Origin of the sequence: Streptomyces drozdowiczii, from assembly GCF_026167665.1 — a bacterium.
Taxonomy (GTDB): domain Bacteria; phylum Actinomycetota; class Actinomycetes; order Streptomycetales; family Streptomycetaceae; genus Streptomyces; species Streptomyces drozdowiczii_A.
Map to the genome: position 1 here is coordinate 5,807,970 of NZ_CP098740.1, position 13,439 is coordinate 5,821,408.

At 72.4% G+C, this 13,439-nt stretch carries 12 protein-coding genes and 1 pseudogene; 12 read left to right on the plus strand and 1 reads right to left on the minus strand.

Features of this window, described 5'->3' with window-relative positions; all coding sequences use genetic code 11:
* Positions 1 to 73: 73 nt before the first annotated feature.
* Positions 74 to 2,284: an elongation factor G-like protein EF-G2 gene (locus NEH16_RS26515; protein WP_265545351.1), complete on the minus strand. Its 2,211-nt coding sequence runs from the start codon at positions 2,282 to 2,284 to the stop codon at positions 74 to 76.
* A gap of 363 nt (positions 2,285 to 2,647) precedes the next feature.
* On the opposite strand from NEH16_RS26515, the gene pgsA reads away from it, so the two are divergent.
* From pgsA to secD, 12 genes and pseudogenes are all read left to right on the plus strand, one after another.
* Complete coding sequence (gene pgsA / locus NEH16_RS26520) at positions 2,648 to 3,298, plus strand: phosphatidylinositol phosphate synthase (RefSeq protein ID WP_265545353.1); 651 nt, start codon at positions 2,648 to 2,650, stop codon at positions 3,296 to 3,298.
* Positions 3,295 to 4,236, plus strand: a complete 942-nt coding sequence (locus NEH16_RS26525; RefSeq protein ID WP_265545355.1) for a phosphatidylinositol mannoside acyltransferase — start codon at positions 3,295 to 3,297, stop codon at positions 4,234 to 4,236. The genes pgsA and NEH16_RS26525 overlap by 4 nt, the downstream gene beginning before the upstream one ends.
* Entirely contained in the window at positions 4,233 to 5,393 is a 1,161-nt protein-coding gene (locus tag NEH16_RS26530) for a glycosyltransferase family 4 protein (RefSeq protein WP_265545357.1), read from the plus strand. The genes NEH16_RS26525 and NEH16_RS26530 overlap by 4 nt, the downstream gene beginning before the upstream one ends.
* A gap of 37 nt (positions 5,394 to 5,430) precedes the next feature.
* Positions 5,431 to 5,973 (plus strand): hypothetical protein, encoded by a 543-nt coding sequence (locus NEH16_RS26535; protein ID WP_265545359.1) that lies wholly within the window; start codon positions 5,431 to 5,433, stop codon positions 5,971 to 5,973.
* Positions 5,974 to 6,106: 133 nt separating this feature from the next.
* Complete coding sequence (pdxS, locus tag NEH16_RS26540) at positions 6,107 to 7,027, plus strand: pyridoxal 5'-phosphate synthase lyase subunit PdxS (protein WP_073967803.1); 921 nt, start codon at positions 6,107 to 6,109, stop codon at positions 7,025 to 7,027.
* 6 nt (positions 7,028 to 7,033) lie between these two features.
* Positions 7,034 to 7,627: a pyridoxal 5'-phosphate synthase glutaminase subunit PdxT gene (gene pdxT, locus NEH16_RS26545; RefSeq protein ID WP_073967802.1), complete on the plus strand. Its 594-nt coding sequence runs from the start codon at positions 7,034 to 7,036 to the stop codon at positions 7,625 to 7,627.
* Positions 7,628 to 7,688: 61 nt separating this feature from the next.
* Positions 7,689 to 8,441, plus strand: coding sequence for a YebC/PmpR family DNA-binding transcriptional regulator (locus NEH16_RS26550; RefSeq protein WP_265545361.1), 753 nt, complete (start codon positions 7,689 to 7,691; stop codon positions 8,439 to 8,441).
* A 131-nt stretch (positions 8,442 to 8,572) separates the two neighbouring features.
* Positions 8,573 to 9,148, plus strand: coding sequence for a crossover junction endodeoxyribonuclease RuvC (gene ruvC, locus NEH16_RS26555; protein WP_265547393.1), 576 nt, complete (start codon positions 8,573 to 8,575; stop codon positions 9,146 to 9,148).
* Positions 9,145 to 9,771 carry a Holliday junction branch migration protein RuvA gene (ruvA, locus tag NEH16_RS26560; protein WP_265545362.1) on the plus strand — a complete coding sequence of 209 codons (627 nt, stop codon included), beginning with the start codon at positions 9,145 to 9,147 and terminating at the stop codon, positions 9,769 to 9,771. Before ruvC ends, ruvA begins: the two co-directional genes overlap by 4 nt.
* Before the next feature lie 77 nt (positions 9,772 to 9,848).
* Positions 9,849 to 10,921 (plus strand): annotated as a pseudogene (ruvB, locus tag NEH16_RS26565) (Holliday junction branch migration DNA helicase RuvB).
* A 165-nt stretch (positions 10,922 to 11,086) separates the two neighbouring features.
* Positions 11,087 to 11,548 carry a preprotein translocase subunit YajC gene (gene yajC, locus NEH16_RS26570; RefSeq protein WP_073967797.1) on the plus strand — a complete coding sequence of 154 codons (462 nt, stop codon included), beginning with the start codon at positions 11,087 to 11,089 and terminating at the stop codon, positions 11,546 to 11,548.
* A gap of 147 nt (positions 11,549 to 11,695) precedes the next feature.
* The gene (secD, locus tag NEH16_RS26575) at positions 11,696 to 13,438 is read left to right on the plus strand and encodes a protein translocase subunit SecD (RefSeq protein WP_265545364.1); all 1,743 of its coding nucleotides are present in this window, start codon (positions 11,696 to 11,698) and stop codon (positions 13,436 to 13,438) included.
* Position 13,439 lies beyond the last annotated feature (1 nt).

Sequence of the window (13,439 nt, forward strand, 5' to 3'; positions counted from 1 at the left end):
TCTCAGCGTATCGTCCGGATACGTCCGCCGTCCGGCCCTGTGGACAACGTTCGGGGGAGCGGGTGCTTTCGCGTCACCCCCGCCGGGCGAGGACGCGGTCGGCGAGCTGTGGGGGCATGGGTTCGTGGCGGGCGTACGAGCGGTCGAAGCGTCCGGTGCCGTGGGTGAGGGCGCGCAGCTCCACCGCGTACCGGCCGATCTCCAGTTCGGGCACGTCGGCGCGGACGAGGGTGCGTCCGGAGCCGGACTGCTCGGTGCCGGTGACCCGGCCCCGGCGGCCCGAGAGGTCGCTCATGACCGGCCCGACGTAGTCGTCGGGCACCAGGACGCCGACCTCGGCGACGGGTTCCAGGAGCCGGACGTGCGCCTCGGCGGCGGCCTCGCGCAGGGCCAGGGCGCCGGCGGTCTGGAAGGCGGCGTCCGAGGAGTCCACGGAGTGCGCCTTGCCGTCGCGCAGGACGACCCGGATGTCGACCAGGGGGTGCCCGGCGGCGACGCCCCGGGCGGCCTGGGCGCGGACGCCCTTCTCGACGGAGGCGATGAACGGGCGGGGGACGGCGCCGCCGACGACCCGGTCCACGAATTCGACGCCGGAGCCCGGGGGCAGGGGTTCGACGTCGATCTCGCAGACCGCGTACTGGCCGTGGCCGCCGGACTGCTTGACGTGGCGGCCGCGTCCGGTGGCCGGTCCGGCGAAGGTCTCGCGGAGGGCGACGCGGTGCGGGACGGTGTCGACCTGGACGCCGTAGTGGTCGCGCAGCCGGTCCAGGGCGACGTCCAGGTGGGCCTCGCCCAGGCACCACAGGACGAGCTGTCCGGTGTCCGGGTTCTGTTCGAGGCGGATGGCCGGGTCCTCGGCGACGAGGCGGGCCAGGCTGTGGGAGAGCTTGTCCTCGTCGGCCTTGCCGTGGGCCCGGACCGCGAGCGGGAGCAGGGGGTCGGGGGTGGTCCAGGGTGCGAGGAGGAGGGGGTGCCCGGTGCCGGAGAGGGTGTCGCCGGTCTCGGCCGTCTCCAGCCGGGCGACGCAGGCCAGGTCGCCGGCGACGCACGCGTCGAGGGGCCGCTGCTGCTTGCCGAAGGGTGAGGTGAGGGCGCCGACCCGGGTGCGCGCCTCGTGGCAGGGGCGGTCCTCGTGGGTGGGGGAGCCGAGGCCGTGGCCGTAGACGTGCACGGTGTCGTCGGGGCGCAGGGTGCCGGAGAAGACGCGGACGAGGGAGAGCCGGCCGACGTAGGGGTCGGAGGACGTCTTGACGACCTCCGCGACCAGGGGGCCTTCGGGGTCGCCGTCCAGGGCGGGGAGCGGGGAGCCGTCGGGGGTGGTGACGGCGGGCAGCGGGTGTTCGAGGGGGGTCGGGAAGCCGCCGGTGATCAGGTCGAGGAGTTCGACGGTGCCGATGCCCTGGCGGGCGCCCTCGGCGGCGGGGGCGGCGGCGAGGACGGGGTGGAAGGTGCCGCGGGCCACGGCGCGTTCGAGGTCGGTGATCAGGGTGGCGGTGTCGATGGCCTCGCCGCCGAGGTAGCGGTCCATCAGGGTCTCGTCCTCGCTCTCCGCGATGATCCCCTCGATGAGCCGGGCGCGGGCCTCGGCCAGCGGGGCCCGCTCGTCGCCGGACGGCGGGTGCTCGGCGCGTTCGCCGCCGGAGTAGTCGAAGATCCGCTGGGTGAGCAGGCCGGTGAGGCCGGTGAGCGGGGCGTGCCCGTCGGCGGCCTCGGGGCCGAGCACGGGCAGGTAGAGGGGGAGTACGGCGTCGGGGTCGTCGCCCCCGAACAGCTCCCCGCAGATCCGGGTCATCGCGTCGAACGGGGTGCGGGCGGTGTCGAGGTGGGTGACCACGAGGGCGCGGGGCATGCCGACGGCGGCGCACTCCTCCCACAGGGCGCGGGTGGTCGCGGCGACGGCCTCGGCCTCCTGGGCCGCCGAGACCACGAAGAGGGCCGCGTCCGCCGCGCGCAGCCCGGCCCGTACCTCTCCGACGAAGTCGGCGTACCCGGGGGTGTCCAGCAGGTTGACGCGGTGCCCGTCCCAGTCCACGGGGACCAGGGAGAGCTGGACGGACCGGTTCTGGCGGTGCTCGATCTCCTCGTGGTCGGAGACGGTCGTGCCGTCCTCGACCCGGCCGGCCCGGCCGAGGGCGCCCGCGGTCTGCGCGAGCGCCTCGACCAGCGTGGTCTTGCCGGAGCCGCTGTGGCCGACCAGCGCCACGTTGCGCAGGGCGCGGGGGTGGCGGCCGGCCGCCGGTGCCCCTCCGGCGGCTCCGGTGCGTGCGTGTGCCTTGTCGCCCATGATCATGCCTCCCGTCGGTGGCGCACGGGCACGCGCCGAGGGGCGGCGACGCCCGCGGTATTTCGAGCTTGGCACCGCCTCGGGGCCGCGTCCACAGGGGAGTCCGGGGTGCCCGGACAGTGGACGGCGTAACGCGTGACTACGATGGGCGCGGAGGGTGCTGAAGGCCCTGGCCGGGCTCGCGGCGCCCGGCACGCACGTCTGCGGCGTTGCCGAAACGCCTTCATGGCTCCGCCATGGAGACGCTCCGGCGCCTTGCAGCCGCACGCACCGGCCACCGCTCCCTGATCCGGCCAGGGCCTTCAGCACCCTCCAGCCGGTGGCCGACGGGGTCACGCGGCCCAGCTACCCCTCGGGAAGGCCATGCTGAACAAGTACGCGCGTGCCTTTTTCACGCGTGTCCTCACGCCGTTCGCCGCACTGCTCCTCCGTCTCGGCGTGAGCCCGGACGCGGTCACCCTGATCGGCACGGCCGGGGTGATGGCCGGTGCGCTGGTCTTCTTCCCGATGGGGGAGTTCTTCTGGGGCACGATCGTCATCACGATCTTCGTGTTCTCGGACCTCGTCGACGGGAACATGGCGCGCCAGGCGGGCATCTCCAGCCGGTGGGGCGCGTTCCTGGACTCCACGCTCGACCGGGTCGCCGACGGTGCGATCTTCGGCGGCTTCGCCCTCTGGTACGCGGGCAGCGGGGACGACAACATCCTGTGCGCGGTCGCGATCTTCTGCCTGGCGAGCGGCCAGGTGGTCTCGTACACCAAGGCGCGCGGTGAGGCGATCGGGCTGCCGGTGGCGGTCAACGGGCTCGTGGAGCGTGCCGAGCGCCTGGTGATCTCGCTGGTCGCGGCCGGTTTCGCGGGTCTGCACAAGTTCGGGGTGCCGGGCATCCAGGTGCTGCTGCCGATCGCGCTGTGGATCGTCGCCGTCGGCAGCCTGGTGACGCTGGTCCAGCGGGTCGTCACCGTGCGCCGGGAGGCGGCGGAGGCGGACGCGGCGGACGCGGCGGGGCAGTGAGCGGCGCCGAAGCGCGGCCCGGCCCGAAGGAGCGGCTGAGCGACGCGCTGTACGGGCTGGGCTGGGCGGCGGTCAAGACGCTGCCCGAACCGGCCGCCCGGGCCCTGTTCCGTACCCTCGCCGACCAGGTGTGGAAGCGGCGCGGCAAGAGCGTGCTGCGCCTGGAGGCGAACCTGAAGCGGGTCGTGCCGGACGCCGATCCGGCCCGGCTGGCCGCCCTGTCGCGGGCCGGCATGCGTTCGTACATGCGCTACTGGATGGAGTCGTTCCGGCTGCCCACCTGGAGCCCGGAGCGGATCAAGGCGTCGATCGACGTCACGGACGCGCACCGGCTGACGGACGGGCTCGACTCCGGGCGCGGGGTGATCCTCGCCCTGCCGCACCTGGGGAACTGGGACCTGGCCGGGGCGTGGGTCACCACGGACCTGAAGGTGCCCTTCACCACGGTCGCCGAGCGGCTGAAGCCGGAATCGCTGTACGACCGGTTCGTCGCCTACCGCGAGGGCCTGGGCATGGAGGTGCTGCCGCACACCGGCGGCGCCGCGTTCGGGACGCTGGCCCGGCGGCTGCGGTCGGGCGGTCTGGTCTGCCTGGTCGCCGACCGCGACCTGTCCTCGTCGGGCATCGAGGTGTCGTTCTTCGGCGACACGGCCCGGATGCCGGCGGGGCCCGCGCTGCTGGCCCAGCAGACCGGCGCGCTGCTGCTGCCGGTGACCCTCTCGTACGACGACACACCGGTGATGAAGGCGCGCGTCCATCCGCCGGTCGAGGTGCCGGAGTCAGGTGACCGGGCCGCGAGGACGTCCGTGATGACACAGGCCCTGGCCGACGCGTTCGCCGTGGGCATCGCCGCTCACCCGGAGGACTGGCACATGCTGCAACGGCTCTGGATCGCCGACCTCGAACCCCGTGGAGACCGGAGCGGAGACCCGACGTGAAGATCGGCATCGTCTGCCCGTACTCCTGGGACGTTCCGGGCGGTGTGCAGTTCCACATCCGCGACCTGGCCGAGCATCTGATCCGGCTCGGCCACGAGGTGTCCGTGCTGGCCCCGGCCGACGACGAGACGCCGCTGCCGCCGTACGTGGTCTCCGCGGGCCGGGCCGTGCCGGTCCCGTACAACGGCTCGGTGGCCCGGCTGAACTTCGGGTTCCTGTCGGCGGCCCGGGTACGGCGCTGGCTGCACGAGGGCACGTTCGACGTCATCCACATCCACGAGCCGACCTCGCCGTCGCTGGGGCTGCTGACCTGCTGGGCGGCGCAAGGGCCGATCGTCGCCACCTTCCACACGTCCAACCCGCGCTCCCGGGCGATGATCGCCGCGTACGCGATCCTCCAGGCCGCGCTGGAGAAGATCAGCGCGCGGATCGCGGTCAGCGAGTACGCCCGCCGGACCCTGGTCGAGCACCTGGGCGGCGACGCCGTGGTCATCCCGAACGGGGTGGACGTCGACTTCTTCGCGCGGGCCGAGCCCCGCCCCGAGTGGCAGGGCGGCACGATCGGCTTCATCGGCCGCATCGACGAACCCCGCAAGGGCCTGCCCGTGCTGATGCGCGCGCTCCCCGCGATCCTCGCCGCCCGCCCGGAGACCCGGCTGCTGGTGGCCGGCCGGGGCGACGAGGAGGAGGCCGTCGCCTCGCTGCCCAAGGAGATGCGCTCGCGGGTGGAGTTCCTGGGCATGGTGAGCGACGAGGACAAGGCGCGGCTGCTGCGCAGCGTCGATCTGTACGTGGCGCCCAACACCGGGGGCGAGAGCTTCGGGATCATCCTGGTCGAGGCCATGTCGGCGGGCGCGCCGGTCCTCGCCAGCGATCTGGACGCCTTCGCGCAGGTCCTGGACCAGGGTGCGGCGGGCGAGCTGTTCGCCAACGAGAACGCGGACGCGCTGGCCGAGGCGGCGGTCCGGCTGCTGGGCGACCCGGAGCGGCGCGCCGGGCTGCGCGAGCGGGGGAGCGCCCATGTGCGGCGCTTCGACTGGTCGACGGTCGGGGCGGACATCCTCGCGGTGTACGAGACGGTGACGGACGGGGCCGCCTCGGTGGCGGCCGACGAACGCACGGGGCTGCGCGCCCGGTTCGGGCTGGCCCGGGAGTGACCGGCCGGGGCCCCGCGCCCCGGTAGCCTTGCCGCCCGTGACCGTAACCCTCATCATCTGGGCCGTCGTGGTGCTCGTCGCGATCGGCCTGTACCTCAGCTGGACCGCCGGGCGCCTCGACCGGCTGCACACCCGGATCGACGCGGCCCGGGCCGCCCTCGACGCGCAACTGCTGCGCCGGGCGTCGGTCACCCAGGAGCTCGCCACCTCCGGCGTCCTCGACCCGGCCGCGTCGATCGTGCTCTACGAGGCCGCGCACGCCGCGAGGCAGTCGCCGGAGGACCACCGCGAGGTCGCCGAGAGCGAGCTGAGCACCGCCCTGCGCGCCGTGTTCGGTGAGAGTGCGCAGGTGGAGGCGGTACGGGAGATCCCCGGGGGCCAGGAGGCGGCGTCCGAGCTGGCGGCGGCGGTGCGGCGGGTGCCGATGGCGCGCCGCTTCCACAACGACGCGGTCCGGGCCGCGCGGGCGCTGCGCCGGCACCGCACGGTGCGGTGGTTCCGGCTGGCGGGGCACGCGCCGTTCCCACTGGCCTTCGAGATGGACGACGAGCCGCCGGTGGCCCTGGCGGACCGGCCCTGATCGACAAGACCCCCTGGGGCGAAAACGATCCACCGGCCTCCTATTGGCCCTTGCTGTGGACTGGTGCGGGGGAGTTTGCTCGGGACCGCGTCATTCGGCGCGTCCGCATCCGCTCCCCCCAGTGAGGTCATCCGTGTCCACGCTTCCCAGCACCCCGCAGTCCGCCGACGCCCCGGCCACCGGCACCGCCCGCGTCAAGCGCGGCATGGCCGAGCAGCTCAAGGGCGGCGTGATCATGGACGTCGTCAACGCCGAGCAGGCGAAGATCGCCGAGGACGCGGGCGCGGTGGCCGTCATGGCCCTGGAGCGGGTGCCGGCGGACATCCGCAAGGACGGCGGCGTGGCCCGGATGTCCGACCCGAACATGATCGAGGAGATCATCGAGTCGGTGTCCATCCCGGTGATGGCCAAGTCCCGCATCGGCCACTTCGTGGAGGCTCAGGTCCTCCAGTCCCTCGGCGTCGACTACATCGACGAGTCCGAGGTCCTGACCCCGGCCGACGAGGTCAACCACAGCGACAAGTTCGCCTTCACCACCCCCTTCGTCTGCGGCGCCACCAACCTGGGCGAGGCGCTGCGCCGCATCGCCGAGGGCGCGGCCATGATCCGCTCCAAGGGCGAGGCCGGTACGGGCAACGTCGTGGAGGCCGTCCGCCACCTGCGCCAGATCAAGAACGAGATCGCCCGGCTGCGCGGCTTCGACAACAACGAGCTGTACGCCGCCGCCAAGGACCTCCGCGCCCCCTACGAGCTGGTCAAGGAGGTCGCGGAGCTGGGCAAGCTGCCCGTCGTGCTGTTCTCCGCGGGCGGCGTCGCCACCCCGGCCGACGCGGCGCTGATGCGTCAGCTCGGTGCCGAGGGCGTCTTCGTCGGCTCCGGGATCTTCAAGTCCGGCGACCCGGCCAAGCGCGCCGCGGCCATCGTGAAGGCGACCACCTTCTACGACGACCCGAAGATCATCGCGGACGCCTCCCGGAACCTGGGCGAGGCCATGGTCGGCATCAACTGCGACACGCTGCCCGAGGCCGAGCGCTACGCCAACCGCGGCTGGTAGCCACCGATGAACGACACCCCTGTGATCGGAGTCCTGGCCCTCCAGGGCGACGTACGGGAACACCTGGTCGCCCTGGCCTCGGCGGACGCCCTGGCCAGGCCGGTCCGGCGTCCCGAGGAGCTGGCCGAGGTGGACGGCCTGGTCCTGCCCGGCGGCGAGTCCACCACCATGTCCAAGCTGGCCGCCCTCTTCGGCATGCTGGAACCGCTGCGCGAGCGGATCGCGGCCGGCATGCCGGTGTACGGCACCTGCGCCGGGATGATCATGCTCGCCGACAAGATCCTCGACCCCCGGTCCGGCCAGGAGACGCTGGGCGGCATCGACATGATCGTGCGCCGTAACGCTTTCGGGCGGCAGAACGAGTCCTTCGAGGCGGCCGTCGACGTCGCCGGGATCGACGGCGGGCCGGTCGAGGGCGTCTTCATCCGGGCCCCCTGGGTGGAGTCCGTGGGCGCCGGGGCGAAGGTCGTCGCCGAGCACGGCGGTCACATCGTGGCCGTACGGCAGGACAACGCCCTCGCCACCTCGTTCCACCCGGAACTGACCGGGGACCACCGGCTCCACGCGTACTTCACCGAGATGGTGCGCGCGGCCGGGTGACTCGATCCCGGTAGGATCTCTCGGGTTCGTACGGAATTTGGTGACGCGAAGGAGAAGGCAGATGTCCGGCCACTCTAAATGGGCTACGACGAAGCACAAGAAGGCCGTGATTGACGCCAAGCGCGGCAAGCTCTTCGCGAAGCTGATCAAGAACATCGAGGTCGCGGCCCGCACCGGCGGTGTGGACCCCGAGGGCAACCCGACCCTCGTGGACGCGATCCAGAAGGCGAAGAAGAGTTCGGTCCCGAACAAGAACATCGACTCCGCGGTCAAGCGCGGTGGCGGTCTCGAAGCGGGCGGCGTCGACTACCAGACGATCATGTACGAGGGTTACGGCCCCAACGGTGTCGCGGTGCTCATCGAGTGCCTCACCGACAACCGCAACCGTGCCGCGTCCGACGTCCGGGTCGCCATGACCCGCAACGGCGGCTCGATGGCCGACCCGGGTTCCGTCGCGTACCTCTTCAACCGCAAGGGCGTCGTCATCGTCCCCAAGGGCGACCTGACCGAGGACGACGTGCTCGGTGCCGTCCTCGAAGCGGGCGCCGAGGAGGTCAACGACCTCGGTGACTCCTTCGAGGTCGTCAGCGAGGCCACCGACATGGTCGCGGTCCGCACCGCGCTCCAGCAGGCGGAAATCGACTACGACTCGGCCGAGGCCAACTTCCTGCCCACCATGCAGGTCGACCTCGACGAGGAGGGCGCGCGCAAGATCTTCAAGCTGATCGACGCGCTGGAGGACAGCGACGACGTGCAGAACGTCTTCGCCAACTTCGACGTCAGCGACGAGGTCATGGCGAAGGTCGACGCCTGAGCCGCGTCTGACACAGCCGTTGTGGACGGGCCGGCGGGGGACACACCCCGTCGGCCCGCCGCATTGTCGGTGCCGACCGATAGCCTGCTGAAACACTGGAACAGTTGACCGATCGGCAGGGAGGGGCGACCGTGCGCGTGCTCGGCGTGGACCCGGGACTGACCAGGTGCGGGGTCGGCGTGGTCGAGGGCGTCGCGGGCCGCCCGCTCACCATGCGCGGCGTGGGCGTCGTGCGCACCCCGGCCGACGCGGAGCTGGGCGACCGGCTCGTGGCGATCGAGCGCGGCATCGAACAATGGCTGGACGAGCACCGCCCCGACTGCGTCGCCGTGGAGCGGGTCTTCGCCCAGCACAACGTGCGTACGGTGATGGGCACCGCCCAGGCCAGCGCCGTCGCGATGCTCTGCGCGGCCCGGCGCGGCCTCCCCGTCGCCCTGCACACCCCCAGCGAGGTCAAGGCCGCCGTCTCCGGCAGCGGACGCGCCGACAAGGCGCAGGTCGGCGCCATGGTCACCCGGCTCCTGCGGCTGGACGCCCCGCCCAAGCCGGCCGACGCCGCGGACGCCCTGGCCCTCGCCATCTGCCACATCTGGCGCGCCCCCGCCGCCAACCGCCTCCAGCAGGCGCACGCGGCGGCCACCGCCGCCCGCGCCACCCCGCGCGTCCCGCGCACCGCAGCCGTACCCGTCCGGAAGGTCCCCCGATGATCGCCTTCGTCACCGGCCCCGTCGCCGCGCTCGCCCCGACCACGGCCGTCATCGAGGTCGGCGGCATCGGCATGGCCGTCCAGTGCGCGCCCAACACCCTGGCCGCCCTGCGCATCGGCCAGGAGGCCAGGCTCGCCACCTCACTCGTCGTCCGCGAGGACTCGCTGACCCTCTACGGCTTCGCCGACGACGACGAGCGGCAGGTCTTCGAGCTGCTCCAGACCGCCAGCGGCGTCGGCCCCCGGCTCGCCCAGGCCATGCTGGCCACGCACACCCCGGACGCCCTGCGGCTCGCCGTGGCCACCGGTGACGAGAAGGCGCTCACCGCCGTCTCCGGCATCGGCAAGAAGGGCGCCCAGAAGCTGCTGCTGGAGCTGAAGGACCGGCTCGGCGAGCCGATCGGCACCCACGCCCCCGGCCAGGGCATCGGCGCCGCCGTCTCCGCCTCCTGGCGCGACCAGCTCCAGGCCGCCCTGATCGGCCTCGGCTACGCCACCCGCGAGGCCGACGAGGCGGTCGCCGCCGTCGCGCCCCAGGCCGAGGAAGCCCTCGCCGCCGGGGGCCAGGCACCCGTGCCGCAGCTGCTGCGCGCCGCCCTGCAAACGCTCAACCGGGCGCGCTGAGCGGCGCGGGCCACCCTTCAGACCCGGCCGGGCACCTGCGGCGGGGCACCGAGACATCCGAGGCGGGACAGGACGAGATGAACTGGGACGACACCGGAGCCGGCACGGACGACCGGCTGGACGAACGGCTGGTCGACGCCGGCGCGGACGGCGACGACACCGCCGTCGAGGCGGCGCTGCGCCCCAAGGACCTGGACGAGTTCGTCGGCCAGGAGAAGGTCCGCGAACAGCTCGACCTGGTCCTCAAGGCCGCCCGCGCCCGCGGCGCCACCGCCGACCACGTCCTGCTCTCCGGCGCGCCGGGCCTCGGCAAGACCACCCTTTCGATGATCATCGCGGCGGAGATGAACGCCCCGATCCGGATCACCTCCGGCCCCGCCATCCAGCACGCCGGCGACCTCGCGGCGATCCTCTCCTCGCTCCAGGAGGGCGAGGTGCTGTTCCTGGACGAGATCCACCGCATGTCCCGGCCCGCCGAGGAGATGCTGTACATGGCCATGGAGGACTTCCGGGTCGACGTCATCGTCGGCAAGGGCCCCGGCGCCACCGCGATCCCGCTGGAACTGCCCCCTTCACGCTGGTCGGCGCCACCACCCGGGCCGGGCTGCTGCCGCCCCCGCTGCGCGACCGCTTCGGCTTCACCGGGCACATGGAGTTCTACGCCCCCGCCGAACTGGAGCGGGTGATCCACCGCTCCGCCCGCCTGCTCGACGTCGAGCTGGACGCCGAGGGCGCCGCCGAGATCGCCGGACGCTCCCGGGGCACGCCCCGCATCGCCAACCGGCTGCTGCGCCGCGTACGGGACTACGCCCAGGTCAAGGCCGACGGCCGGATCGACCGGGAGATCGCGTCGGCGGCCCTCGGGGTGTACGAGGTGGACGCCCGGGGGCTGGACCGGCTGGACCGGGCGGTGCTCGGGGCGCTGCTCAAGCTGTTCGGCGGCGGTCCGGTGGGCCTGTCCACGCTCGCGGTCGCCGTGGGGGAGGAGCGCGAGACCGTCGAGGAGGTCGCCGAGCCCTTCCTCGTACGGGAAGGACTGCTGGCCAGGACGCCGCGCGGACGGGTCGCCACCCCGGCCGCCTGGGCCCACCTGGGACTGGTCCCGCCGCAGCACGGCGTAACGGGACAACAGGGCCTGTTCGGGGCGTGATGCGTCACAGGTTGACCGGAAGCGGAACCACGGTGCCATGCTGGGCGTTGTTCCATCGATGCGGACTCGCTTAGACTCCGCCGATGCCGCCCGTAACGGGTCGGTGTACCCACCCCCGTAGACCAGGCCGTTCTCCAGTGCGGTCGTGCGAAGGAAATTCGTCCCGTGAATCCCGTGACTCTCCTCCCCTTCATCGTGCTCATCGGGGCCATGTTCCTGATGACGCGGTCCGCCAAGAAGAAGCAGGCGGCGGCTGCGGCCATGCGCAATGAAATGCAGCCCGGCACCGGCGTCCGCACGATCGGGGGCATGTACGCCACCGTCAAGGAGCTTCACGACGACACGGTCCTCCTCGAGGTCGCCCCCGGCGTCCACGCCGTGTACGCGAAGAACGCGATCGGCGCCGTCCTGGACGACGCGGAGTACAACCGCATCGTCCACGGCGACGACCCCGAGCTCGACGTCGACGGCGCGGTCGTGCCCGACGACGCCTCCTCGCTCACCGAGGCCGACCACGCGAAGACCGACCTGGTCAAGAAGACCGACTCGGACGCCGACGCCGAAGCCGAGGCCGCGGACGACAAGAAGTCCGAGGGCAAGGCCGACGGCGAGGCCGACGCGAAGTAACACACCGCGACCCGGGGATGCCGTGAGCCCACAGGCGTCCGGCACCCCGGTCCGTGCGTGCCTTCGCGGGGGCGGGTCCCCACTAAACTTCGTGGCCGCTTGGGCGCATACCCGGCGCGGGGCGGTTGGACAGGGAGAAACGACAAGGTGGCAGCACCGAAGAAGGGCCGAGGCGCGGCCGGCGGTCAGGGGAACCCAGGGCGTTCCCTGGCGCTGATCCTGATCGCCATGATCGCCCTCACGGGCGGGATGTTCCTGGCCCACCAGCCGACGCCGCGACTCGGCATCGACCTGGCGGGCGGCACCTCCATCACGCTGGAGGCCAAGGCCGAGCCCGGCCAGGAAAAGGCCATCAACAAGACCAACATGGACACCGCGGTCGACATCATGAACCGCCGTGTCAACGGTCTTGGTGTCAGCGAGGCCGAGGTCCAGACCCAGGGCAATCGCAACATCATCGTCAACATCCCCAAGGGCACGAACTCCGCCGAGGCCAGGGAGCAGGTCGGCACCACCGCCAAGCTGTACTTCCGGCCGGTGCTGACCGTCGCCCAGGGCGCGCCCACCCCGGAGCCCAGCGCCTCGCCCTCCGGCAAGGCCAGCGGCTCGCCCTCGCCGAAGGCGTCCGCCTCCGAGAAGGCGACGGACGGCGACAAGGCCGGCAGCCCGTCCCCGTCCGCCACCACCCAGGGCCGCGCGGTCACCGGCGCCCTGAAGGCCGACTCCTCGCCGTCGCCGAAGGCCAGCGCCACGCCGAAGGCCAGTGAGTCCGCGTCCGCCGAGGACCAGGCCGCCGCCGCCAAGCTCCAGAAGCAGTTCGAGTCGCTCGACTGCTCCAGCAAGGCGTCCCGCTCCAAGGCCGCCCAGGGCAGCAAGGCCGGCGACACGGTCGTGGCGTGCAGCCAGGAAGGCGACGCCAAGTACGTCCTCGGCCCGGCCGAGGTGTCCGGCACCGAGGTCAAGACCGCCAAGGCCGCCTTCGACCAGCAGCGCGGCATGTGGATCGTCCAGATGGAGTTCTCCGGCAAGGGCTCCAAGCAGTTCCAGGCGATCACCAAGAAGCTCTCCACGCAGCAGGAGCCGCAGAACCAGTTCGCCATCGCGCTGGACGGCGAGGTCGTCTCCGCCCCCCGCGTCAGCGAGCAGCTGAGCGGCAGCGCCGAGATCTCCGGCAGCTTCAACCAGCAGAGCGCCGAGGCCCTGGCCAACCAGCTCTCCTACGGTGCGCTCCCGCTCTCCTTCAAGGAGCAGAGCGTCACCACCGTCACCGCCGCGCTCGGCGGCGAGCAGCTGAAGGCCGGGCTCATCGCCGGCGCCATCGGCCTCGCCCTCGTGGTCGTCTACCTGGTGGCCTACTACCGCGGTCTGGCGTTCATCGCCCTGCTGAGCCTCCTGGTCTCCGGCATCCTCAGCTACACGATCATGTCGCTGCTCGGCCCGGCCATCGGCTTCGCGCTGAACCTGCCGGCCGTCTGCGGTGCCATCGTGGCCATCGGTATCACCGCCGACTCCTTCATCGTGTACTTCGAACGCGTACGGGACGAGATCCGCGAGGGCCGTACGCTGCGTCCCGCCGTGGAACGCGGCTGGCCGCGCGCCCGGCGCACCATCCTGGTCTCCGACTTCGTGTCGTTCCTCGCCGCCGCCGTCCTCTTCGTGGTGACCGTCGGCAAGGTCCAGGGCTTCGCGTTCACGCTGGGTCTCACCACCCTGCTCGACGTCGTCGTGGTGTTCTTCTTCACCAAGCCGCTCATGACGATCATGGCGCGCAAGAAGTTCTTCGCCGGCGGCCACCCGTGGTCCGGTCTGGACCCGAAGCGCCTCGGTGCCAAGCCGCCGCTGCGCCGCTCCCGTCGTGTCAACGCCCCCACCGAACCGAAGGAGGCGTGAG

Excerpts from the sequence above, each read along its gene's own strand:
- NEH16_RS26515 (WP_265545351.1), bottom strand. The coding sequence starts at position 2,284 with ATGGGCGACAAGGCACACGCACGCACCGGAGCCGCCGGAGGGGCACCG.
- pgsA (WP_265545353.1), top strand. The coding sequence starts at position 2,648 with ATGCTGAACAAGTACGCGCGTGCCTTTTTCACGCGTGTCCTCACGCCG.
- pdxT (WP_073967802.1), top strand. The coding sequence starts at position 7,034 with ATGAACGACACCCCTGTGATCGGAGTCCTGGCCCTCCAGGGCGACGTA.
- NEH16_RS26550 (WP_265545361.1), top strand. The coding sequence starts at position 7,689 with ATGTCCGGCCACTCTAAATGGGCTACGACGAAGCACAAGAAGGCCGTG.
- ruvA (WP_265545362.1), top strand. The coding sequence starts at position 9,145 with ATGATCGCCTTCGTCACCGGCCCCGTCGCCGCGCTCGCCCCGACCACG.